The organism is Pectobacterium atrosepticum, assembly GCA_019056595.1.
Classification (GTDB): domain Bacteria; phylum Pseudomonadota; class Gammaproteobacteria; order Enterobacterales; family Enterobacteriaceae; genus Pectobacterium; species Pectobacterium atrosepticum.
Genome location: CP036163.1, coordinates 4,792,901 through 4,816,741 on the forward strand (window position 1 = coordinate 4,792,901; position 23,841 = coordinate 4,816,741).

The window sequence follows — 23,841 nt, forward strand, 5'->3', positions numbered from 1 at the left end:
CATGTCTAAGTTTAGCCATGTCCAAAAATCAGCAACACGGCAGCGTTTTTCGCTGGCCGTGTTGTTGTCTTTTCTGCTGGTGACGTTGGCGCAGGCGGCAGAACCGTCGCGTCAGGTTCGGCATGCGCTGGGTGTGACCACCGTGACAGGGACGCCGCTGCGCATAGTGACGCTGTTTCAGGGCGCGACTGACGCTGCCGTTGCACTGGGAATTAAGCCGATTGGCGTGGTGGAATCATGGGCGGAGAAGCCGATTTACCGCTATCTTCGCCCCGCGTTGCAGGGCGTGACGCTGGTTGGGCTGGAAACGCAGCCTAGCCTGGAAACGATCGCGTTACTCAAGCCCGATCTCATCGTGGCGTCTACCTTTCGGCATGAAAAGATCTACGGTCTGCTGTCGCAGATTGCGCCGACGATTGCGCTGGACAGGGTGTCTGAATTTAAGGACACGGTACAGATGATGGGCGTAGCGCTTAACAGGGAAGATAAGACGCATGAGATTTTATCCCACTGGGATCGACGCGTGAATTCGCTGCGTGACAGGCTAAAGGCGCGATTTGGCGATCGCTGGCCGCTCAGCGTTTCCATTCTCGAATTCCGTGAGGATCACATGCGCAGCTATCTACCCGCCAGCTTTGCCGGGTCGGTGCTGTCGGAAATCGGCTTTGTCTGGTCGCGGCCGGAAAGCTACACGTCAGGTCTAATGCAAAAGCTTACGAGCAAAGAGAGTATTCCCGTGGTGGATGCCGATCTATTCTTTGTGCTGCTGCGTTCAGACAAACCTGCGGTGGTGCAGAATTATCGAGATTGGCAGGCCCACCCGCTTTGGCAGCGGCTGCATGCCCCTCGCCAGCAGCAGGTGTATCCGGTAGATAACGTGGCCTGGAGCCTGTCTGGCGGTATTTTGGGCGCAAATAACATGCTGGACGATATCGAACGGCAGTTCGCTGGCAAGGCAGAACCTGCGAGCAAAAAAAGCGATGTCGTAGAGGAGAGTCAGACGCGATGAGACAGTGCATCGTGATGGCAGCGGGTATTACACTGCTGCTGTTGAGTATCGTCGCTAGCCTGATGCTGGGGCAAACCACGATTTCATTTGGTGCCGTGTTCAGGGCGCTATTCTATTACGATCCGCAGCAGATCGATCACATTCTGGTGTTGACGACCCGCCTGTCGCGGACGGTGATTGCTCTCGTTGTCGGTGCCAGCCTTGCCGTTGCCGGGGCGCTAATGCAGGCGTTGACGCGTAACCCACTAGCCTCGCCGGGAATATTTGGCATTAATGCCGGAGCCATGTTTGCCGTCGTGCTGCTGTCTTCGCTGTTGACCTTTTCCTCGCAGGTTGCGTTGGCATGGACGGCCTATCTCGGCGCAGCTGTTGCTGGCGTCATGGTGTACGTGTTGGGAACGTTGGGCAATGCGCGTTCCAGCCACTTACGCATCGTGCTGGCCGGTGCCGCTATCAGCGCGCTGTTTATTTCGTTTACGCAGGCGCTGCTGGTGATCAATCAGGATGGGCTGGATAGCATGCTGTTCTGGCTAGCCGGTTCGGTATCCGGGCGCAACCTGTCGATGCTGTTGCCGCTGCTGCCGTACTTTGTTATCGCGCTATGTCTCACGCTGCTGCTGGCGCGTCACCTCAATATTCTGGTGGCGGGTGACGAGATCGCCAAAGGGCTGGGGCAGCGTACCGCGCTAGTCCGTGCGTTGTCTGGGCTGTGCGTGATTGGGCTGGCGGGGGGAGCGGTGGCGATAGCCGGAAATATCGGCTTTGTCGGGCTAATCGTGCCGCATATCGTGCGTCGCATGCTGTCTGCCGATCACCGTTGGCTGTTGCCCGGTTGTGCAATTTTCGGTGCGACGCTGCTGCTGCTGGCCGATGTCGCTGCGCGTTTGCTAATTGTGCCGCAGGAAGTTCCGGTCGGGGCAATGACCGCGCTATTAGGAGCGCCATTCTTCATTTATCTGGCGAGAAGGGGGCTGCGACATGGGTAAGGTGTGTACCGTGCGCATAGGGAGCGTTTCGCGCCAGATTGATTTACGTACCTCAGCGGTAGCGGTTTCGCTCCTTCTGGTGCTGTTGGCTGTCGTATTCCTCTCGCTGTCGCTAGGGCAGATTGTGCTGTCGCCCACGCAGGTGATGTCGGCGCTGCTGGGAAAGGCAGACAGCGGCGTGCACTTTATTGTCAACGACTTGCGTTTGCCGCGTGCGCTGCTGGCGCTGTTGGTGGGTGGGGCGCTGGCGATATCCGGTTTGATTCTGCAAAGCATTGTGCGTAACCCGCTGGCCTCGCCGGATATTCTGGGGATTACCAGCGGTGCATCGGCGGCAGCGGTGTTCTTTCTCTCGTTTCTGGCGACAACGATAAGCCAGCGTTGGCTCCCACTGGCGGCAATGGGCGGGGCGTGGATTACGGCGATCGCCATTTATCTGTTGGCCTGGAAACAAGGCGCATCACCGCTGCGGTTGGTGCTGGTCGGCGTGGGCCTGTCTGCCATTATGGGCGCGGCGGTTACGATGATGCTGGTGTTTAGCCCGATAGGCACGACATTGACGGCCTATGTGTGGCTGACGGGCAGTATTTACGGCGCACAGTGGCAGCATGTGTCAGCGCTGGCGGGCTGGTTGCTACTTGGCGCCCCGTTTCTGGTGGGGCTGGCGCGGCATGTCAACGTACATGAACTGGATGACGCGCTGGCCTGCGGCGTCGGGCAATCTGTCGGGCGTATCCGGCTTGCACTGCTGACGCTGAGCGTCGCGCTGGCTGGCGCGGCGATTGCCTACGCCGGTGCGATGGCGTTTGTCGGCCTGCTAGCACCGCATATTGCGAAAAAGCTGGCGAGTCGTTCATTTCCCGGACTGGCGCTGGTGTCGGCGTTGACAGGCGGTTTACTGGTGATGGTGGCCGATTTACTGGGTCGTACCGCGTTCCTGCCGCTGGATTTACCTGCCGGCATCTTTATCTCGGTGCTCGGGACGCCTTTCTTTATCTATTTATTGCTTCGGCAACGCTATTGAGATCGCCAGGTTATGTTTTCAGAAAACGTGTCTTCAAAGAATGTGCCTCCAACAAGTAGCGATTCCCGCGAGGCGATTGCCAGTCAGTCGCTGACGCTAAGTTACGATAAGCAGATCGTCATTGACGCGCTGGATATTTCGCTGCCAGCGCAGAAAATTTCGGTGCTGGTGGGCAGTAACGGCTGCGGTAAGAGCACGTTATTGAAGTCATTCGCCCGCCTGCTGAAACCAACGAGTGGAACGATTATTGTCAACGGGGCGGATATCCATCGGCAATCCACCGTTGAGGTGGCGAAATCCCTGGCGATTTTGCCGCAAACACCGACCGCGCCGGAAGGCCTGACGGTCTATCAACTGGTGAAAATGGGGCGTTACCCGCACCAGTCGTGGCTGAAGCAGTGGTCGACAACGGATGAGGAAAAAGTGCTTCAGGCGTTGCGTAGTACTGGCGTGCTGGCATTAAAGGATCGCGCAGTCGATTCTCTGTCCGGCGGCCAGCGCCAGCGCGTATGGATCGCGATGACGTTGGCGCAGGATACCGATATCGTCCTGCTGGATGAGCCGACGACCTACCTCGATCTGGCGCATCAGATGGAGGTGCTGGATTTGCTAAGGGAGTTGAATCTCCAGCAGCAGAAAACCATCGTCATGGTGCTGCATGATTTGAATCTTGCCTGCCGATACGCACATCACATGGTGGCGGTACATGACCGGACGGTGTTTGCACAGGGCAATCCGCGCGATATCCTTACCGAAGCTACGGTAAAAACGGTGTTTAACCTGAATTGCCGCATCATTGACGATCCGTTTTTCGGCACGCCGCTGTGTATTCCGTTTGGACGTGAAGCAGCGGCTGATGTCGGCTAATCGTCTGACGGCACCGCAGTGGGCGATTATTACGCTCCGCCAGAAAAACGGGCCGACACAGATAAAAATCCCTTAGTGGTCAGAATCTCTGCTACAATCGTCGGCAGTCATGCACCGTAGTTGTGCTCGTTCATCGTGGTTGTTGCGTATGTCGTTGTTACGTGAAGTGTTACATTAGTTGTTACGTTAATAGTGGCCCGCCAAACCCGTCTTATTGACCCTCTGAAAACTACACCGGCTACTGTCCGGTCAGAGCGGATCTGGAGTTGTTCTTTTTATGTCATTTGATTCTCTCGGCCTGAGTGCCGATATTCTGCGCGCGATTGAAGAGCAGGGTTATCGCGATCCTACCCCTGTTCAGCGTCAGGCAATTCCTGTCGTGTTGGAAGGGCGCGATTTAATGGCCAGTGCCCAAACGGGTACGGGTAAAACGGCGGGCTTTACGCTGCCGTTATTGCAACTGCTGACGAGTCGCGAAGCGCAGAATAAAGGGAAAGGGCGCCGTCCAGTACGGGCGCTGATCCTGACGCCGACCCGTGAACTGGCGGCACAGATTGATGAGAACGTGAAGGCGTATAGCAAATATTTACCCCTGCGTTCACTGGTCGTATTCGGCGGCGTGAGCATCAACCCGCAGATGATGAAGCTGCGTGGCGGCGTGGATATTCTGGTGGCGACGCCGGGACGTCTGCTCGATCTGGAACATCAGCGTGCCGTTGACCTGTCTCAGATCGAAATTCTGGTGCTGGATGAAGCAGACCGGATGCTGGATATGGGCTTCATTCACGATATTCGCCGTGTACTGGCGAAGCTACCTGCTAAACGCCAAAACCTGCTGTTCTCCGCCACTTTCTCTGATGAGATCAAAGCGCTGGCGAACAAACTGCTGACCAATCCGGCTTCGGTCGAAGTCGTGCGTCGTAATTCGCCGTCTGAACTGGTCACGCAGCATGTACATTTTGTTGATAAGCGCCGCAAACGTGAACTGCTGTCGCAGCTAATTGGTGAAAACAACTGGCAGCAGGTACTGGTCTTTACCCGTACCAAGCACGGGGCTAACCACTTGGCCGAGCTGTTGGAAAAAGATGGTATCACCGCTGCGGCTATCCACGGTAATAAAAGTCAGGGTGCGCGTACTCGCGCGCTGGCCAACTTCAAGGACGGCGGCATCCGTGTGCTGGTCGCGACAGATATCGCCGCGCGCGGTCTGGATATCGACCAGTTGCCGCACGTTGTGAACTATGAACTGCCAAACGTGCCAGAAGATTACGTTCACCGTATCGGCCGTACCGGTCGTGCAGAAGCGACGGGCGAAGCGCTGTCGCTGGTGTGTGTGGATGAACACAAGCTGCTGCGTGACATCGAACGTCTGCTGAAGCGTGAAATTCCGCGTATCGCTATTGAAGGCTACGAGCCGGATCCGTCCATCAAGGCAGAACCGATTGTGAATGGCCGTCAGGGCAGCCGTGGTGGTAGTAGTGGTGGTGCGCGTAGTGCGTCTCCTCGTGCACCGTCTGGCGCACCACGCGGTCAGTCCGAGCGCAGCGAACGTAGTCAAGGTCAGGGCGAGCGCCGTTCAGCCGATGCTAATCGTCAGCCGCGTAAACCGGGCGGTAATAGCGATAGCCCATGGGGTACTGGCGGAAAAGGGAATAGCGGTAAGGGCAGTGGCGAAGGACAACGCCGCGCACCGCGACCGCAAAACCGCAGCAAGCCAGCGGACAAGTAAAATCGAAAGGGAGCCACTGGCTCCCTTTTTGTTGGTCACGTTATTTTGCCGTCGCAGGTTGTGCCGTTGGGTTGTGTGGACGGTAGAACATCACCGCGTTGCCCGCTAGCATCAGCAGCAGGCCGACAAGCGCGTTGGGTCGCCAGTAGGTGTCTACTATTTGCGCACCAATTACCATTTGGGTATAATAAAAACTCCAAATGGAGGTTTGTTATGAAAACATTTAGCTTATCCACGACTCAGACCAGGCCGCCCCGTTTATGGCAGGTGGCCGGATTAAACAATTCTGATGGTGTGGCGCTTCTGGGACAGATTAACGAAGGCCTTGAGGGCAAGGTTGCTAACCTTATCGCTGACTGGGCGAAGATAACGCAAAACGACCTGCGTAAAATGTCCGGCATTCCGTCAACGACGTTTAGCCGCAGCGTCAAAGCGCGATTTAGCGCCGATCAAAGTGAACGGCTGGTGCGTATCATCCGTGTCATTGATCGGGCGGTAGAACTGTTCGAAGGTGATAAGGACGAGGCTCAAAAATGGTTGAATGAGCCAAACCGAGCGCTTGGCGGGAAAGTGCCAGCAGAACTGATGGTATCCGAAACCGGGGCTTACGAAGTCATGAAATTGCTCACGCGCCTGGAACATGGTGTGTACTCTTGATTCTCTATCGGCTTACAAAGACAAAGTATCTTTCTACAGCCTGGACGGGATACGGAGCAAAAGAGGCTGGAGGCCGCTGGAATAGTATTGGCACCTCGATGGTTTATGTATCAGAAACCGCATCGCTTGCCATGCTGGAGACGCTGGTACATCTGCATGCAGCGCAGATCCTGGATTATTACACGCTAATGCGTATCGATGTGCCTGAGGATCAGATTCAGAGTGCCGATATGGACGAATTGCCAGACAACTGGGCTGCTGAAGAAGCGCCGCCAGATCTGGCTGTATACGGTGATGCATGGATCTTTACCAAAGGTTCGATAGCGTTGCGAGTCCCCAGCGCCCTATCGCCTGTAGAGTATAACTACCTGTTAAACCCTGAACACCCAGATTTCTACGGGATCATTCAGATGGCAGAGATTATACCGTTCCAGTTTGATAGCCGGCTAAAGCCCGATCGTAAATAATGCATCACGGGTATCAATCCATTTAATCGTTATCAAACTCTCTTTTCTCAACGCGATTATTTCGCTGCCAGCAGGCATAAATTCAATGCCACTTCATACGATTTCACAAACGACGGCACAGGGAGAAACTCAAAGCGTGAGTGGAAATTGTGCGCACCAGTGAAGAAGTTCGGCGTTAGCAACCCTTTAGCGGATAGCGCTGCGCCGTCCGTGCCGCCACGCATTGGCGTCACCTTAGGTTCAATACCCAGCGTGTCCAATGCGGCAAACAGCAGGTCTATTGCCCGACGATCGTCAGTAATCGCGTTGCTGATATTGCTGTAGATATCGGTGAGCGTATAGGTCACGGTGCCCATCGGGTACTGCGCGGCAATCTTCGCTGCGATCGTGGCAATCTGCTGTTTACGCTGTTCAAACGTGGCTAAATCGAAATCCCTAATAGAGGCTTTGAGCTTTGCTTCATTGGCATTCGCCGTCAGATCGTTAAACCAGACATAGCCCTCGCGTCCTTCCGTGTGTTCCGGTGTCTGTTGGCGATCGAACTGGCTGATAAAGTCATGTGCCATAAGCAGGGGATTAACCAGCACGCCTTTCGCCGACATCGGGTGCGCGGGCACGCCAGTAAAACGAATTTCCGCCGAGGCCGCATTGAAATTCTCATACACCACTTCACCCAGCTCGCAGCAGTCGATGGTGTAGGCGAAATCAACATCGAAGCGTTTGAGATCGAGCGCTTTCGCACCGCGCAGCCCAATTTCCTCATCTGGCACGAAGGCCACTACGATATCGCCGTGTGGCGTCGCATCGGTTAGATTCTCCATGAGCGTCATCACCACGGTGACGGCGGCTTTGTTGTCCGCACCAAGTACGCTGGTGCCATCGCTGAAGATAATGTCCTGCCCGACATACGGTATAACCTCTGGATGTTCCGCTGTGCGCAGCCAGATGTCCTGTTCGGCATTCAGGCACAGGTCTTCACCGGTAAAGCGCAGCGTTTGCGGGTGAATATGCGGCGACAGACCGACGTCAACCGTATCGATATGAGTAATAAAGCCAATGCGCGGCGCGGATGGACAGTTGCCCGGCTTTACGGCGGTTACCGTGGCGTGCTCATCAATCACCACATCTTGTAGGCCTATCGTACGCAACTCGTCCGCCAGCAGACGCGCCATCTCATGTTGTTCCGGCGTGCTGGGCAATGTTGTGGAACTGGCATCGCTTTGGCTGGTGACGGCGAGATAACGGTAAAACCGATTGCTGAGTTGATGAGCCAGACTGTCTGTCATAACGAATCCTTTTTATTCAGTAAGAGCCATGATTGTTATCCTAACGTAGAAATTATTTCATTTGAGGGTTTTATTTGTCATTTTATCGTCATGATTTTTATAGCAGTGTGGTGAAACACAAATAACAAGCGAGGTCTGGGATGAGAAAGGCAGGAATACGATTCACATTGGCTGCGTTGACGCTGGCGGTTGCCTCAGCGGCATCGGCGAATACACTGGTGTATTGTTCTGAAGGATCGCCGGAAAACTTTAACCCGCAGCTTTATACCTCCGGCACCAGCGTGGATGCTAGCGCCGTGCCGATTTATAATCGTCTGGTGGATTTCAAAGTTGGTACCACAGAGCTAGTGCCGAGTCTGGCAGAACGCTGGGACATCAGTGCCGATGGGCGCGTGTATACCTTTCATTTGCGCAAAGGGGTGAAGTTCCAGAGCAACAAATATTTCAAACCCTCGCGTGATTTTACCGCTGACGACGTGATTTTCTCCTTCATGCGGCAAAAAGATCCGCAGCACCCCTACCACAGTGTCTCGAAAGGCACTTATGCCAATTTTGAGAGTTTGTCCTTTGGCTCACTGATCAAGAATCTCGAGAAGGTGGATGATCACACGGTGCGCTTTACGCTCTCCCATGCGGAAGCGCCGTTTCTGGCCGATTTAGCCTGGTACTTTGCTTCCATCCTCTCTGCTGAATATGCCGATGCGATGCTCAAAGCTGGCACGCCGGAACGTGTTGATATGGATCCGATTGGTACCGGACCTTTTGAGTTAGCGCAGTATCAGAAAGATTCGCGCATTTTGTTTAAAGCGTTTCCAGATTATTGGGAAGGCAAGGCCAAGTTGGATCGGTTGATTTTCACTATCACGCCAGATGCTTCCGTGCGCTATGCCAAGCTGGAGAAAAATGAGTGTCAGGTGATGCCATTCCCTAATCCCGCAGACCTGCCGCGCATGAAAGAGAATAAAGATATCGTATTGATGCAAAAGGCTGGGTTGAACACCGGTTTCCTGTCGTTCAATACCCAAAAGGCACCGCTGGATAATGTGAAAGTGCGTCAGGCGCTGACGATGGCGATTAACAAAGCGGCGATTATTGAAGCCGTCTTTCAGGGCACTGGCACCGCAGCGAAAAACCTCCTGCCGCCGGGCGTCTGGAGCGCCGACAGTGATCTGAAGGATTATGACTACGATCCCGAGAAGGCGAAGGCGTTACTAAAAGAAGCCGGTTTGGTGGAGGGTACTGCTATCGAACTCTGGGCGATGCCGGTACAGCGTCCGTATAACCCGAACGCCCGTCGTATGTCGGAGATGATTCAGGCCGACTGGGCGAAAGTTGGCGTGCAGGCCAAAATTGTCACCTTCGAGTGGGGCGAATACCTGAAAAGGGTGAAAGGTGGTGAACATCAGACGGCGCTAATGGGCTGGACAACGGCGACGGGCGATCCTGATAACTTCTTCGGGCCGTTGTTTACCTGTACGGCGGCCAATGGCGGCTCTAACTCTGCAAAATGGTGTTACGCCCCGTTTGATAAACTTATTATCGACGCGCGAGCTTCACAGGATCATGAACAGCGAATCGCCCTATACAAACAGGCGCAGCAGATGATGCACGATCAGGCTCCGGCCGTCATGATTGCGCATTCCACCATTTTTGAGCCGGTGCGCAAAGAAGTGACCGGGTATGAAGTTGACCCGTTCGGTAAGCATATTTTTTATCAGGTCGATGTGAAGAAGTAAGAAGCTGAAAGTCCGGCACACTGTGCCGGACTTTGGTTCCATGCGGTTATTCGGCTTCATCGCCGTAATACAGCTTACCGATGCGGATAATATCGCGCCCCTGTGATTTGCGATGCTTATTGGAATCGCGCAGGGAATAGATGCAGCCGCAATATTCTTGCTGATAGAAATGTTCACGCTTGCTGATTTCGATCATCCGTGCCGAACCGCCACCTTTGCGCCAGTTATAATCCCAGTAGGTGACACCAGGATATTTCTGCGCCGCGTTCTGGCCGCATTCGTTAATCTGCTGCATGTTTTTCCAGCGGGAAATTCCCAGTGAGCTGGAAATTACGCTAAAGCCGTTTTCCGCTGCATACAGCGCCGTGCGCTCGAAACGCATGTCAAAACACATGGTGCAGCGAATGCCACGTTCGGGTTCCCACTCCATACCTTTGGCTCGTTCGAACCAGTGATCTGAATCGTAATCTGCATCGATGAAAGGCACGTTATGCTGTTCGGCGAAACGGATGTTTTCCTCTTTGCGGATCAGATATTCACGCTGCGGGTGGATGTTGGGGTTATAGAAGAAAATGGTGTAGTCGATGCCTGAAGCGGTGATGGCTTCCATGACTTCACCAGAGCAAGGCGCACAGCAGGAATGCAGCAGCAGTTTGTCTGCGCTATGTGGCAATGAAAGCTGCGGGCGTTTAAATTCTGCGGTTTTGACATTCGACATAAATAAACAGTCACTTCGTTGTGGTCCGTAAGGACGTAGCATCACAAATTCGCAACGAATTATTGATGATATGCCCACGAGAGGCAACCTCTGGGCGTATCTGGCGTTATCTTTCCCGTTGCGTTATCCGTACAATGTCCCTAACAACGGGCTTACGTGACCTGTATTATCCTAATATTGCCTGCTTTTTGGCTGTGTTATTTACGGCTATCATTCACGATCGAAGAGTTATTGAGTAGCGTTATGCGTGTTCTGCTTGCCCCGATGGAAGGGGTTCTCGACTCACTAGTGCGAGAGCTGCTGACCGAAGTAAATGATTATGATCTGTGTATCACCGAGTTTTTACGCGTGGTGGATCAATGCCTGCCGATTAAATCTTTTTATCGCCTTTGCCCAGAGCTACAGCATGCTAGCCGCACGCCGTCCGGCACGCTGGTGCGCGTGCAACTGCTGGGGCAATATCCGCAGTGGCTGGCGGAGAACGCAGCGCGGGCGGTTGAGCTGGGTTCGTATGGCGTCGATCTCAACTGTGGCTGCCCGTCAAAGCTGGTGAACGGCAGCGGAGGCGGTGCGACACTGTTAAAAGATCCGGAACTGATTTATCAGGGGGCAAAAGCCATGCGTGAGGCGGTGCCAGCGCATTTACCGGTCACGGTGAAAATACGTTTGGGGTGGGATTCCGGTGCTCGCCAGTTTGAAATTGCCGATGCGGTGCAGCAGGCGGGTGCCAGCGAGTTGGCCGTGCATGGTCGCACGAAAGAAGATGGCTACAAGGCTGAGTGCATTAACTGGCAGGCGATCGGGGAAATCCGCCAGCGGTTGCAGATTCCGGTGATTGCCAACGGCGAAATCTGGGACTGGCAGAGTGCGCAGGATTGTATGGCGACAACGGGCTGTGACGCGATCATGCTCGGGCGGGGCGCGCTGAATGTGCCGAACCTGAGCCGCGTGATTAAATATAACGAACCGCGTATGCCGTGGCCTGAGGTTATGTTACTGCTACAAAAATATGTGCGACTGGAAAAGCAGGGCGATACGGGGATGTATCATGTCGCGCGTATCAAGCAGTGGCTTGGCTATTTGCGTAAAGAGTACGACGATGCCACCGAGTTATTCAGCGAGATTCGCACGTTGAAGACCTCAACGGATATCGCACGTGTGATTGGTGAGCCATAGGCGCTCACCGCATTCTTTTACTTCTGCTCAATTTTAACTCACCTCATCGCTCTTCAGCGGCCTGCGCTTTACTTTACGAATCGGTTGACGGTATAACACTCCATCTATCTGGAAGTCTAAACGTCTACTCCCGCTTAGGAACTATTACCGTCCTGCGATATCAAGCAGTACGGGTTTATTGATAACGAAAGGTCATCATGGAACAACACGCATCTGGCTCGGAAGGGCAGTTTAAGCGCACCATGAAAGCTCGCCATTTGGTGATGCTTTCGCTTGGCGGCGTCATCGGTACCGGCCTGTTTTTCAATACGGGCTACATTATTTCCACGACGGGTGCGGCCGGGACGCTGTTGGCGTATCTGATCGGTGCGTTGGTGGTGTACTTGGTGATGCTTAGCCTGGGTGAGCTGTCTGTCGCGATGCCGGAAACTGGGGCGTTCCATGTGTACGCATCCCGTTATCTTAGCCCGGCAACGGGCTATACCGTGGCGTGGTTGTATTGGCTGACGTGGACGGTCGCGCTCGGTTCCAGCCTCACTGCCGCTGGTTTTTGCATGCAGTACTGGTTCCCGCAGGTGCCAGTCTGGACGTGGTGCCTGCTGTTTTGTGCGCTGATCTATCTGCTGAATGTCGTCTCGTCCCGCTTCTTTGCCGAAGGAGAATTCTGGTTCTCGATTGTTAAAGTGGTTACGATTCTTGCCTTTATTGTGCTCGGTGCGGGCGCGATGTTTGGTTTTATTCCGATGCAGGACGGTTCTCCCGCGCCGTTCTTCCAGAATATTACCGCTTCTGGCTGGCTCCCACACGGCGGCCTGCCGATATTGATGACGATGGTGGCGGTGAATTTTGCCTTCTCTGGTACAGAGCTGATCGGCATCGCGGCAGGAGAAACCGAGAATCCGCAGAAGGTTGTACCGATGGCGATTCGCACGACCGTCGCGCGGTTGGTGATCTTCTTCCTTGGTACGGTGCTGGTGCTAGCCGCCATCATCCCGATGGAAGAAGCCGGTATCGCCAAAAGTCCGTTTGTGCTGGTGTTTGAAAAAATTGGTATTCCTTACGCCGCAGACATTTTTAACTTCGTGATCTTGACGGCGATTCTGTCGGCCGCGAACTCAGGGCTGTATGCTTCGGGACGTATGCTGTGGTCGCTGTCTAACGAAGGGACGTTGCCGCGTCGTTTTTCTCGCCTGACGCGCCGTGGTATTCCGCTCTTTGCTATTTCCGTCAGTATGCTGGGCGGGCTGCTGGCGCTGTTTTCTAGCGTGGTCGCGCCCGATACCGTCTACGTAGCGCTATCCGCCATTTCCGGCTTTGCCGTGGTGGCGGTGTGGTTGAGTATTTGCGCTTCGCACTATATGTTCCGCCGTCATCATATTCGCTCCGGAAAATCACTTTCCGAGCTGCAATATCGCGCGCCCTGGTTCCCGATAACGCCGATTCTTGGCTTCCTGTTATGCCTGTTAGCCTGCGTCGGGCTGGTGTTTGATCCAAGCCAGCGGATTGCACTGTGGTGTGGCATTCCGTTTGTCGCACTGTGTTACGGTGCTTATTATTTCACGCAATCGGTGAAGAAACGTGGATTAACGGGAGTAGAAGACATTGCGTAAAAACAGGATTACCGAAATGCTGGCAACAGCATCAACGATTGTATTGGACGGTGCGTTGGCGACCGAACTGGAAGCGCGCGGCTGTGATTTAACGGATCCCCTGTGGTCGGCGAAGGTGCTGGTTGAGAATCCGGCGCTGATTTATCAGGTGCACTTCGACTATTTCAAGGCTGGGGCGCAGTGTGCGATTACCGCTAGCTATCAGGCAACGCCGCAAGGGTTTGAGGCTCGTGGGTATAGCGAAGCGGAGTCGCTGGCGCTGATTGCCAAAAGCGTACAGTTGGCGGCGCAGGCTCGGGATGATTATCGCCGCGATAATCCGCAGGCTGGGACGCTTCTCGTGGCGGGGTCAGTGGGGCCGTACGGTGCCTATCTGGCGGATGGTTCAGAATACCGTGGCGACTATCAGCTGCCACAGGCTGAGATGATGGCATTTCATCGGCCGCGTATTGCGGCGCTGCATGAGGCGGGTGCGGATCTTCTAGCCTGCGAGACGCTGCCGTCTTTTGCGGAAATAGAGGCGCTGATTGCGTTGCTGGCCGAATTCCCTCAGGCGCAGGCCTGGTTCTCCTTCACGCTGCGTGACAGCGAACACCTCAGTGACGGTACGCCATTGCGCACTGTGCTGGAACGGGTCAATGCCTGTTCGCAGGTGGTTGCCGTTGGTATCAACTGCATTGCGTTGGAAAAGGTAACACCGGCGCTAATGCACCTATCTTCGTTAACGGATTTGCCTTTGGTGGTTTATCCCAATTCCGGCGAGCAGTATGATGCCGTAACCAAAACCTGGAGCAGCGCTCACGATACCGCATGCTCGCTGACAGCGTATCTGCCCGAGTGGCAGACAGCAGGGGCGCGTTTGATTGGCGGCTGTTGCCGAACGACGCCTGCCGACATCGCCGGTATCGCACGCTGTTGTCAGCAGTAGAGTCAGTACTCGTATAGGGATGCCGTGATGGAAAATGATGTAAATCTGCAACATATGTACTCGCTTGCCAGACAGCGTGTTGCACCCGATGTGCCAGTGACGGTGCTGTGTATTGGCGAACAGCAGACAACCGTTATCTGCGGGACGGCATTACAGCCGTCTGCAACACTGCAATTGACCATTGGCTTTGACAAAACAGCAGCGACGTTTTTCAAACATCTTCCTCCGACGCCGGACGAGATGGAACTGGCGATCATGGCGGTAGAAGATGAAGTGACGCGTATTCGCCACGACATCCCAGCAGGTTCTGCTCTATTTTCTTTCGATCCTACCTTGATGGCTATCGCACAGATTTCGGGAGTAGAAGAAGAGGACGCGGGGTGGCGGTTGCCGCAGGATGACATGGAGCGAACCTTTAAACGTCTGGAACGCGTCATGATGGGGAGTCCAGCCGCTTGGGAGGGCATTCCGCTAGAGAATGCTTTCTCCGCCCGGTTGCTCATTTTACGTGAGTTTATGCACCATCACGGCTTCGATTCTGCACTGATCTTGCTATTACCTGTGGTTACTGCGTGAAGAACTAGCGGTTTCTTCCTTCTCAGCTACTATTAACGGCGGTCAGCGTCCAGTGCGACGCTGACCGCATTTTTTTGGTGATAAATCGGTGATGGCATTTGTTTGCAGGTAATCGTTGTCAGAAAATTGCGCCCGGGATATTTGACGTTGTAAGGTAATAACGCGGCATGATTATCGAGTTAATGCTATCGTGGTGCCAGGATGTGACAGGACGTAGGATGTTAATCAAGGAGGATTATAGGACGGCCATTCGGCCATATTATGTTACCTGTATGATCTATTTTGCGGATGACTGAACCATTATTATTTTGAATTTCCGTATGGCAGCGAAATAAAACGCTGATCGATGTGGCGGAGAGTCAATTTTATTTCAGGGAATCCAGTGAGGGGAAAGAACATGGTTGAACATTTCACAGGGAAATATGAAGTTGAACTTAAATTCCGCATCGAAGATATAGCCGTTTTCAGAAATACGCTTTTTAGTCTTCACCCAGAGGCTTTTGTCTTTGAAAATAAAGAACATGATATTTATTACGATGACACAGAGAGACGATTGCAACAGCAAAATATCAAAATGCTGGTGCGTCGCATGGAACCATCGGGGATAAAACTCTGGATTGTTAAAGGGCCTGGGACCGATCGCTGCGAAGCGGTTAACGTCGAAGCCTTTGAAAAAACCGACAGCATGCTACAAACGTTAGGGTATAAGCCCCTTTTTGACATTCATAAAATCCGCAGCATCTATTTTTTAAACGCCTTCCATATTACGCTCGATTATATTGAATCGCTTGGTTATTTCGTGGAAATATCGGTGATGACCGATGATGAAACCCAGTTGAAAACACTCAGAGATCGGTGTATAGAGTGTGCGCTACGGCTTCAATTATCATTGGATAATATTGAAACTAAGTCTTATTACCAATTATTAGGTTTTAACTGATTGTTCTTCTCTGGTTATTGAATTGTTGCTTTTATTGTTTTATTTACACATGGGGAAATGATGAAGAAATCTATTCCGGCGCTGCTGGCCACGTTAGTGATGGCTTTTTCTCTGTCCGTTCATGGCAGTAATGTGGCGCAATATAAAGATGGCACCTACATCGGTAAAGCGCAGGGTAAGGCAGCAGAGGTTGAGGTAACCGTCAGCATTAAAGAAGGAAAGATCGCTAACGCTGAGGTGCTGAAGCATGGGGATACTGAAGCGATGATGCTGAGTGCGACGGATCAAATCGTGCCTGAGCTTATTGAGAAGCAGGATATTAACAAGGTAGATGCGGTAACGGGGGCAACGTTATCGAGTCAGGGCGTGATTAACGCGGTGAAACAGGCGCTGGAACAGGCAAAAGTTACCCCGTGATCGAACTGGAATGTGATTGAACAGGAAAGTGACTATCACCGTTGATGAGGCACTGTTGATGAATGCACCATTGATGAAGGAATCTCTCTACCGTGGAAAACCTGCTGATTATTCTGCGCCACACGCCTTATTGGGTGTGGGCCGTTTTGGGTTACCTGATTTATGCTGGCGTAAAAGCCAGTCAGCCGAGACGACAACCGCTGGCGCGAATGTTAATTGTGCCAGCAGTTTTCATGGTGTGGGGCATTAGCTCGATTTTTCACACGCTGATGCTCCCGCTTGCAGCGGCTGGAGGGTTTCTACTGATGTTGATGATTGGGCTGGGTATTGGGTGGATGTGGGGAGCGATCTCAGGAACCTACCTGCCAGAACCGCGCTGTTTTCAACGTACCGGATCGTGGTGGCCGCTGGTCTTGATGCTATTGACGTTTTGTTCTCGTTTCTATTTTTCCGTCCAACTGGCCCAGTTTCCCTCGTTGGCGCATGACCCTGTTTTCTGCTTGTTGTCCGGTGCGGCGAGCGGGATTACCGCCGGAATATTCAGCGGCGTTAGCCTGCGTTTGCTTAACCAGATGCGCAAAATAAGACCGTCTTTGACATAATGCTAGAAAAAACAGTATGTTGCTAAAATCGCTTGTCAAAATTTGTCACAAAGCTTTTTATGCTGCATGAGTGCGCGGGGAAGGGCGGTAAATTATAATGCCAGCGCCTATTCCTTTCATTTAACAGAATACTGTTTAAGTTATTGAAGAATGACTAAAAATTTTAAGCTTTCTCTTTTTGGCCTATTGATACTGTCAACCCATGCTGTGATGTTGCCTCAGGCTGTGGCGAAAGCGCCGACGTATTCCGCTGGGAATGCGCATCAGGAAATCGCTTCCGGTAGCGCCATGGTGGTAGATTTACGCGATAACCATGTCCTTTATTCCAGTAATCCTGACGTCGTCGTGCCGATTGCTTCGGTGACGAAGCTGATGACGGCACTGGTCGTGCTGGATGCCAACCTGCCACTGGATGAAATCATCTCGGTAGATATCAGCCAGACGAAAGAAATGAAAGGGGTGTACTCACGCGTTCGCCTGAACAGTGAGATCAGCCGTCGTGACATGCTGCTATTGGCGCTGATGTCATCCGAAAATCGTGCAGCTGCCAGTCTGGCGCATCACTACCCGGGCGGCTATCAGGCGTTTATCCACGCGATGAATGCCAAAGCCCGTGCGCTAGGTATGGTACACACGCGTTATGTGGAGCCGACCGGCTTGTCCATCAATAATGTCTCGACCGCCCGCGACCTGACTAAACTATTGATTGCCAGTAAGCAATATCCGCTGCTGAGCCAGCTCAGTACCACGCAGGAGAAAACGGCGACATTCACCCATCCGGCGTATAGCCTGCCGTTCAGAAACACCAATCATCTGGTCTATAAAGCGGACTGGAGTATTCAGCTCACCAAAACGGGCTTTACGAATCAGGCGGGACACTGTCTGGTGATGCGTACGGTTATTAATCAGCGACCTGTTGCGCTGGTGGTATTGGACGCCTTCGGTAAGTACACGCATTTTGCGGACGCTAACCGCCTGCGTAAGTGGATTGAAACCGGTAAGGTCAGTGAAGTGCCAGCCGCTGCGTTGAGCTATAAGAAACAAAAATCGCTGGCTTCTCATCAACCGCAGAGCATGGCGAATATCGAAACCGAATAACAGGTTCCCCTTTCCCACTGATTTGGGAGGGGGACGTTTTCACGGTGGCCGAACGGGCCACCGCCTGCGATGGTATTACGCGCGAGCGCGAAAATCTTCTATCACTTCACCTGCATTTGTCACATCTTCCTCGTGCGCCGCTTCACGCCATGTTTCTGCTAATGCCTCTCCTAGCCATTGCTGCATCGCGGGCAATGCCAGCAAGCGTTCGCAGTAAGCGGCGGCTTCCGGCGAGACGGAAAGCTGATAGGTTTTGATACGGAAGACGACCGGGGCAAAAAACGCGTCTACCGCCGAAAACGCTTTTCCCGCCAAAAATGGCCCGCCAAATCGTGTTAATCCTTCCAGCCACAGCTCACTAATTCGGGCAATGTCGCTGCTGAGAGCCGGAGACATCTCGTTCAGCTTGACGCGCACGCCGCAGCTCATGGCGCAGATATTGCGTAATGCGGTAAAGCCTGAATGCATTTCGGCGGCGGCACAGCGTGCCCAGGCACGAGTGTTGGCATCGGCAGGCCAGATGCCGGGATGCTGTTCAGCCAGGTATTCGGTAATCGCCAATGAGTCCCATACGGTGGTTTCGCCGTCGATCAGGCAGGGGACCTTTGCCGTCGGCGAAAAGGCCTTAAAGGCCGGCTGTGCCATACCCGGCGCAAAAACAACCTGCTTTTCTTCGAAAGGAATCGACAGTGTTTTCAACAGCACCCACGGGCGCAGTGACCAGGACGAATAATTTTTATTGGCGATGTACAACTGATACATGTCTGAGGCTCCTTTAGTAACGAAGCCTTAGCATTAGCACGAAAGACAGTAGAAATCATCTTCCTCACCGTAGCTGCTCCGCGGTTTGGCACAATGTTGCTGGGATTATTATGCAAACGGAAGGCGGGGAATGTGAATTATGCGTATCGCCTAGCATTATTCTTGCAGTTTTTATTAAATGAAATCTCAATAAATGCACTATATTACGCGCTGTGCATTTGAGTGCGTCGGTGCGGCAACCACTATCGGGAAGCCTTATTCGCTTAAGGCAGGGGGAAGGTGTTTTTCGCCTTGTCAGAGAAGGGATGTGACCGCCGGAATCTTCAACCTGTCTTGTGCTTCAGCGCCTTGTTCTGCTCTGACGCCTGGATTGACTGGGTCTTTATAACGAATGAAATGGCTTACTTCACTGACTATAGCAATTGGACTTGCTTGTAATCCGACGTTTGCGCAGGAATTGACGTCTGTGCCAGCATCAATATCGCCTTCACATCAGCAGCGTGATGCGTTTGTCACGGATCTGCTGAAGAAAATGACGCTGGAAGAGAAGATCGGCCAGCTCAGATTAATCAGCGTCGGGACGGATAACCCGAAAGAAGTCATCCGGGAAATGATTAGAAATGGCCAGGTTGGTGCGATTTTTAATACGGTAACCCGCCAGGATATTCGTGCAATGCAGGATCAGGTTATGCAGCTCAGCCGCCTGAAAATTCCCCTGTTTTTCGCCTATGATGTGGTGCACGGTCAACGCACTATTTTCCCTATTGCACTGGGGCTAGCCTCCAGTTGGGATATGGACGCGATTGCGAAAAGCGCGCGTGTGGCGGCTTATGAAGCGACGGAAGATGGCCTGAACATGACCTGGGCGCCGATGGTGGATATCACCCGCGATCCGCGCTGGGGCCGCGTTTCTGAAGGCTTCGGTGAAGATACCTGGCTGACCAGTAAAATTGCCGGTGTGGTCGTAAAATCCTTTCAGGGCGACGACGTAACCGGACGCCACTCGCTGATGACCAGCGTAAAACACTACGCACTCTACGGCGCTGTTGAAGGCGGGCGTGACTATAACACGGTAGACATGAGCCCTCAGCGCATGTTCCAGGACTATATGCCGCCTTACAAAGCGGCGATTGACGCCGGCAGTAGCGGCGTGATGGTCGCGCTCAACTCAATCAACGGTACGCCAGCCACCGCTAACAGCTGGTTGCTGAAAGAGGTTCTGCGCGATCAGTGGAATTTCAAAGGCATCACCATTACCGACCACGGCGCGATTAAAGAGCTGATTAAGCATGGCGTTGCCAGCGATCCACGCGATGCATCACGTCTGGCGCTTAAATCCGGTATCGGGATGAGCATGAGCGACGAGTATTTCGTACGCTATCTGCCAGAGCTGGTGAAAAGTGGTGCGGTGAGCGTGCAGGAGATCGACGATGCCTGCCGTCAGGTCTTGAACGTGAAATATGATATGGGGCTGTTTGAAGATCCGTATCGTCATCTGGGCATCGCGAGTTCCGATCCGGTGGATACCAATGCGGAAAGCCGCTTACACCGTTTAGATGCGCGCGATGTGGCGCGTAAAAGTCTGGTGCTATTGAAAAACCGTCTGCAAACGCTGCCGCTGAAAAAGCAGGGCACGATTGCCGTCGTGGGGCCATTGGCTGATAGCCAGCGCGATACCATGGGCAGTTGGTCTGCAGCGGGCGTCACGAAACAGACGATTACCGTTTATCAGGGCCTGAAGAATGCGGTCGGCGATAAAGCCACGATTCTCTATGCCAAAGGTGCCAACGTCAGTAATCACAAAGGCATTATCGATTTCCTGAATCAGTATGAAGATGCCGTGCAGGTGGACAAACGCCCACCGCAGGTGATGATCGATGAAGCTGTGGAAGCCGCGAAGAAAGCGGATGTGGTGGTCGCGGTCGTCGGTGAAGCGGCGGGGATGGCGCATGAGGCATCCAGCCGTTCGAACATCGACTTGCCGCAAGGCCAGCGTGACCTGATTGCGGCGCTGAAAGCCACGGGTAAACCGCTGGTTCTGGTGCTGATGAATGGCCGCCCTCTGGCACTGGTGCGTGAAGATCAGCAGGCTGATGCGTTACTGGAAACCTGGTTCAGTGGTACGGAAGGCGGCAATGCAATCGCTGATGTACTGTTTGGTGACTATAACCCGTCTGGCAAGCTGCCGATGTCCTTCCCACGTTCTGTCGGGCAGATCCCTATTTATTACAATAACCTGCCGTCAGGCCGTCCTTACACGCCGGAAAACCCAGGCAAATATACGTCTCACTATTATGATGAAGCCAACGGGCCGCTCTATCCGTTCGGTTACGGCCTGAGCTATACCACTTTCAGCGTGTCAGACGTGCGTTTGTCCAGCCAGACAATGAAGCGTAACGGGACGATCAACGCCAGCGTAACGGTGAAAAACACCGGTAGCCGTGCTGGGGAAACGGTCGTTCAGCTGTATCTGCATGATGTGGTGGCTTCCATCAGCCGTCCGCTGAAAGAGTTACGTGGTTTTGAGAAAGTGATGCTACAGCCGGGAGAATCCCGCACGGTCACCTTCACGCTCGATCAGGATGCACTCAAGTTCTACAATGCCCGCATGCAGCAGGTAGTAGAACCCGGTAAGTTCGATGTCATGATCGGTCTGGATTCTCAACGCGTGAAAAGCGACAGCTTCACCCTGCTATAATGATGTTCGTCTCGCCGCCGATATTCCCGGCGGCGAATCCACGAAGGGTGATTACCTAGATGCAGTGTGAGTTTCTAAATAAAGTGTGATTATCGGAGAGTAGGGTATTGCAGGAGGAAAGTATGCCGTTGACTGAAGTCGTGTTGGTTGATGAAAATGACAAGCCAACAGGCGTAATGGAAAAGCAGGAAGCGCACGTAAAAGGAGAGTTACACCGTGCGATTACCGTCTATATTTTCAACTCTCGCCAGCAGTTGTTATTACAGCAGCGGGCAGAAGAGAAATATCACAGCGGCGGTTTATGGAGCAACACCTGTTGCAGCCACCCTGCACCCGGTGAAGAGACGTTACAAGCGGCACATCGTCGTTTGTATGAAGAAATGGGATTACGCTGTGCGCTGACGCCGATGTTTACGCTGACCTATCGTCTGCAACTGGATAATGGGTTGATTGAGCATGAACTGGGGCATGTGTATTTTGGCGTGACGGATGACGTTCCGCAGATCAATCCTGATGAAGTATCGAGCTATGAATACCAGTCGATAGACGAGATTACGCAGCGGATGATGATGACGCCTGAGCAGTTTACGGCTTGGTTCCAACTGACTTTTGCCCGTATTCCAGACTACTGGCAGGCGTTCAAGTCTGAGCAATCGCGTTAGTCTGAACCGCTGCGATAATTGCCGCGTTTCAGTGCGGCACTGTTCATGCAGCGTGCAGTAGGAGGGAAAGGTAGGTCGAAAGCCTCAGCCTGCGTGCTCGATAATAATGTAACCCACCAGCATCATGCCAGACATGCCACCTAAGGCGAGCAGGGCAAAGAGACTGATAATGCCGATTTTTTGAAGAGTCATCAGGTTATCCTTTTGTTAATTGCCCCGAATTATAAAGCCTTCCGCCCATGAAACAAGGCCGAAACGCGCCTCACTTTTTAAATAAACCTCATTACCGAAATAAAAGCAGCAGACCGAAAAAGAGCAAAATGACGCCAGCACCGCGCTCAATCGGGTTAAGCCAGCGTGTTAAACGCTGCTGAATCAATGGGCGAGCGATAAGTGCCGCGATGAGCAGATCCCACACCAGCACGATAGAAAACATCCAGCTACCGCTGACGAATTGCTGTGTTGGTGTTACCTGTGGCCCAAGGATACTGGTCATCAGGCTGATATAGAACAGCATGTTTTTAGGATTCAACAGCGACGAACCGAGCCCCAATAGGATTTGTTTACGCAGCGTTGGGCAACTGTCGGACTGCTGTTCGGCCTGAAACGACGGGATAGAACGGCTTTTCAGTAACTGATAGCCAATCCAGATCAGGTAAGCGGCACCGGCCAATTCGATGGCGGTAAAAAGCGTCGGCGAGTGCTGAATACCAGCCCAGCCGATCGCCGCCAGCAGAATATAAATACCGTTGCCCAACGCGATGCCTAGACAGATTCCCGCGCTGCCGCGCAGTCGGTAGCGAATGGCGTAGGCCGTCAGCAGAAAGAAATCCGGACCCGGGCTCAATAGCGCCACAAAATGCGCCAGTGCCAGAGCAGGAAAATGGGCAGGAAAGAGAGAATCGGCGGAAAAAAGGGGATTGATAAACATGATATTTCTGACCTCGATAAGTAATCGACGCCAGTCTAGACAAGGTGTTCGGCTATTTATTGTCAAATATTGATCGCGCGTACTGACCCGGTGTCGCGGAGGTATATTGCACAAACGTTTTATGGAAATGGCTTTGGTCGCAGAAGCCGCTTTGGTAACTGGTATCAACCAGCGGCGTGCCCTGCTTCAGGAGTGATTTAGCATACTCAATACGGGCATTATTAAGAAATGCCATGGGTGTAATACCGGTATCGTGACGAAACTGCCGCACGATAGTCTCGCGTCGTAGGTTCAACTCGTCCGCCAGCGTTTCCAGCGAGGGCGATTCTTGAAGATTATTCAGCAAACGCTCGCGTACGTGCCGCGTCGTGGTTTGTAACGCCTGATGGGGTAATGCTGGCTCAGGCAGGCAATATTGCTGCCAAACGGGTGTCAGCATCGCGTTGAGTAGGCTGTCTGCCGACGTGATTTCTCCCCGATGCAGCAGCGTAATAAGATGCTGGTAACGAATAAATAGCGTGGGATCGCGTAAGACGACACGGTTGCAACGCAAGCTATCCGCCTGATAATTACAGTGGACAGCGATCTGGTCGAGGCACCATGCAGTATCCAGATAAAGCATGTGATAACTGCGCATTTTCCCTGGAGGTGGATTACAGCTGTGCGGCTGTTGGGGATCGATAAAGATCAGATCGCCAGCCTGTAAGTGATGCGTTTCGTTGCGGTAATGGCACAGTGTTTCGCCGTGTTCGATCGCCCCAATTGAGAATTGCGCATGGCTGTGTGTTTTATAGGCGTGGCTGCTGTTGCGCGTGGTGCGGCTTTCAACATGCGGTAATTGTGTCGAAAACCAGTACGATTGGTTAATGGCGTGGACCGAAGACATAATTTACCTAAGATAGCGTTTACCGCTCGCGACAAAAATAGGGTTTTACCCTAATCGCTGGGCGGAAGATTGTCGA

Annotated in this window: 23 protein-coding genes and 1 pseudogene; 18 read left to right on the forward strand and 6 right to left on the reverse strand. The window is 53.0% G+C overall.

What is annotated here, in order from left to right; genetic code table 11:
* The first annotated feature begins 1 nt into the window (after nt 1).
* From DCX48_22260 to rhlE, 5 genes are all read left to right on the forward strand, one after another.
* Complete coding sequence (locus tag DCX48_22260) at nt 2–1,009, forward strand: iron-siderophore ABC transporter substrate-binding protein (protein ID QXE16989.1); 1,008 nt, start codon at nt 2–4, stop codon at nt 1,007–1,009.
* Entirely contained in the window at nt 1,006–1,995 is a 990-nt protein-coding gene (locus DCX48_22265; protein ID QXE16990.1) for an iron ABC transporter permease, read from the forward strand. The genes DCX48_22260 and DCX48_22265 overlap by 4 nt, the downstream gene beginning before the upstream one ends.
* The gene (locus tag DCX48_22270) at nt 1,988–3,019 is read left to right on the forward strand and encodes an iron ABC transporter permease (GenBank protein QXE16991.1); all 1,032 of its coding nucleotides are present in this window, start codon (nt 1,988–1,990) and stop codon (nt 3,017–3,019) included. Before DCX48_22265 ends, DCX48_22270 begins: the two co-directional genes overlap by 8 nt.
* Before the next feature lie 12 nt (nt 3,020–3,031).
* A complete protein-coding gene (locus tag DCX48_22275; GenBank protein QXE16992.1) occupies nt 3,032–3,886 on the forward strand; it encodes an ABC transporter ATP-binding protein in 855 nt (284 codons plus the stop codon).
* A gap of 277 nt (nt 3,887–4,163) precedes the next feature.
* Entirely contained in the window at nt 4,164–5,615 is a 1,452-nt protein-coding gene (gene rhlE, locus DCX48_22280) for an ATP-dependent RNA helicase RhlE (GenBank protein ID QXE16993.1), read from the forward strand.
* A 40-nt stretch (nt 5,616–5,655) separates the two neighbouring features.
* Here the strand turns inward: rhlE and DCX48_22285 are convergent.
* Nucleotides 5,656–5,769 (reverse strand): annotated as a pseudogene (locus tag DCX48_22285) (EamA family transporter).
* Nucleotides 5,770–5,828: 59 nt separating this feature from the next.
* Here DCX48_22285 and DCX48_22290 point away from each other — a divergent pair.
* Both DCX48_22290 and DCX48_22295 read left to right on the forward strand, forming a co-directional pair.
* Nucleotides 5,829–6,272: a DUF2384 domain-containing protein gene (locus tag DCX48_22290; protein ID QXE16994.1), complete on the forward strand. Its 444-nt coding sequence runs from the start codon at nt 5,829–5,831 to the stop codon at nt 6,270–6,272.
* Entirely contained in the window at nt 6,269–6,739 is a 471-nt protein-coding gene (locus DCX48_22295; GenBank protein QXE16995.1) for an RES domain-containing protein, read from the forward strand. Before DCX48_22290 ends, DCX48_22295 begins: the two co-directional genes overlap by 4 nt.
* Nucleotides 6,740–6,795: 56 nt before the next feature.
* Here DCX48_22295 and pepT read toward each other — a convergent pair whose 3' ends face one another.
* Entirely contained in the window at nt 6,796–8,025 is a 1,230-nt protein-coding gene (gene pepT, locus DCX48_22300) for a peptidase T (protein ID QXE16996.1), read from the reverse strand.
* Nucleotides 8,026–8,165: 140 nt separating this feature from the next.
* Between pepT and DCX48_22305 the strand changes: the two genes are divergently transcribed.
* A complete protein-coding gene (locus tag DCX48_22305; protein QXE16997.1) occupies nt 8,166–9,761 on the forward strand; it encodes an ABC transporter substrate-binding protein in 1,596 nt (531 codons plus the stop codon).
* 46 nt (nt 9,762–9,807) lie between these two features.
* Here DCX48_22305 and DCX48_22310 read toward each other — a convergent pair whose 3' ends face one another.
* Nucleotides 9,808–10,479: an epoxyqueuosine reductase QueH gene (locus DCX48_22310; GenBank protein ID QXE16998.1), complete on the reverse strand. Its 672-nt coding sequence runs from the start codon at nt 10,477–10,479 to the stop codon at nt 9,808–9,810.
* 243 nt (nt 10,480–10,722) lie between these two features.
* On the opposite strand from DCX48_22310, the gene dusC reads away from it, so the two are divergent.
* From dusC to DCX48_22350, 8 genes are all read left to right on the forward strand, one after another.
* A complete protein-coding gene (gene dusC / locus DCX48_22315; protein ID QXE16999.1) occupies nt 10,723–11,655 on the forward strand; it encodes a tRNA dihydrouridine(16) synthase DusC in 933 nt (310 codons plus the stop codon).
* Nucleotides 11,656–11,852: 197 nt separating this feature from the next.
* Nucleotides 11,853–13,265 carry an S-methylmethionine permease gene (locus DCX48_22320; GenBank protein QXE17000.1) on the forward strand — a complete coding sequence of 471 codons (1,413 nt, stop codon included), beginning with the start codon at nt 11,853–11,855 and terminating at the stop codon, nt 13,263–13,265.
* Nucleotides 13,258–14,193, forward strand: a complete 936-nt coding sequence (locus DCX48_22325; GenBank protein ID QXE17001.1) for a homocysteine S-methyltransferase — start codon at nt 13,258–13,260, stop codon at nt 14,191–14,193. Before DCX48_22320 ends, DCX48_22325 begins: the two co-directional genes overlap by 8 nt.
* A 27-nt stretch (nt 14,194–14,220) precedes the next feature.
* Nucleotides 14,221–14,769 (forward strand): hypothetical protein, encoded by a 549-nt coding sequence (locus tag DCX48_22330; protein ID QXE17002.1) that lies wholly within the window; start codon nt 14,221–14,223, stop codon nt 14,767–14,769.
* A gap of 397 nt (nt 14,770–15,166) precedes the next feature.
* Nucleotides 15,167–15,709: a class IV adenylate cyclase gene (gene cyaB, locus DCX48_22335; protein QXE17003.1), complete on the forward strand. Its 543-nt coding sequence runs from the start codon at nt 15,167–15,169 to the stop codon at nt 15,707–15,709.
* A gap of 60 nt (nt 15,710–15,769) precedes the next feature.
* A complete protein-coding gene (locus tag DCX48_22340; protein QXE17352.1) occupies nt 15,770–16,126 on the forward strand; it encodes an FMN-binding protein in 357 nt (118 codons plus the stop codon).
* A gap of 92 nt (nt 16,127–16,218) precedes the next feature.
* Entirely contained in the window at nt 16,219–16,728 is a 510-nt protein-coding gene (locus DCX48_22345; protein QXE17004.1) for a hypothetical protein, read from the forward strand.
* Between the two features lie 150 nt (nt 16,729–16,878).
* Nucleotides 16,879–17,826 (forward strand): D-alanyl-D-alanine endopeptidase, encoded by a 948-nt coding sequence (locus tag DCX48_22350; GenBank protein ID QXE17005.1) that lies wholly within the window; start codon nt 16,879–16,881, stop codon nt 17,824–17,826.
* Between the two features lie 75 nt (nt 17,827–17,901).
* On the opposite strand, the gene DCX48_22355 is transcribed toward DCX48_22350, so the two are convergent.
* Nucleotides 17,902–18,588 carry a glutathione S-transferase family protein gene (locus DCX48_22355; GenBank protein ID QXE17006.1) on the reverse strand — a complete coding sequence of 229 codons (687 nt, stop codon included), beginning with the start codon at nt 18,586–18,588 and terminating at the stop codon, nt 17,902–17,904.
* Between the two features lie 391 nt (nt 18,589–18,979).
* Between DCX48_22355 and bglX the strand changes: the two genes are divergently transcribed.
* Both bglX and DCX48_22365 read left to right on the forward strand, forming a co-directional pair.
* The gene (gene bglX, locus DCX48_22360; protein QXE17007.1) at nt 18,980–21,286 is read left to right on the forward strand and encodes a beta-glucosidase BglX; all 2,307 of its coding nucleotides are present in this window, start codon (nt 18,980–18,982) and stop codon (nt 21,284–21,286) included.
* Between the two features lie 122 nt (nt 21,287–21,408).
* Nucleotides 21,409–21,948 (forward strand): isopentenyl-diphosphate Delta-isomerase, encoded by a 540-nt coding sequence (locus DCX48_22365; protein ID QXE17008.1) that lies wholly within the window; start codon nt 21,409–21,411, stop codon nt 21,946–21,948.
* A 283-nt stretch (nt 21,949–22,231) separates the two neighbouring features.
* Here the strand turns inward: DCX48_22365 and DCX48_22370 are convergent, their stop codons facing one another.
* Nucleotides 22,232–22,879, reverse strand: a complete 648-nt coding sequence (locus DCX48_22370; protein ID QXE17009.1) for a LysE family translocator — start codon at nt 22,877–22,879, stop codon at nt 22,232–22,234.
* Between the two features lie 52 nt (nt 22,880–22,931).
* Nucleotides 22,932–23,765: an AraC family transcriptional regulator gene (locus DCX48_22375; protein ID QXE17010.1), complete on the reverse strand. Its 834-nt coding sequence runs from the start codon at nt 23,763–23,765 to the stop codon at nt 22,932–22,934.
* Between the last annotated feature and the right edge of the window lie 76 nt (nt 23,766–23,841).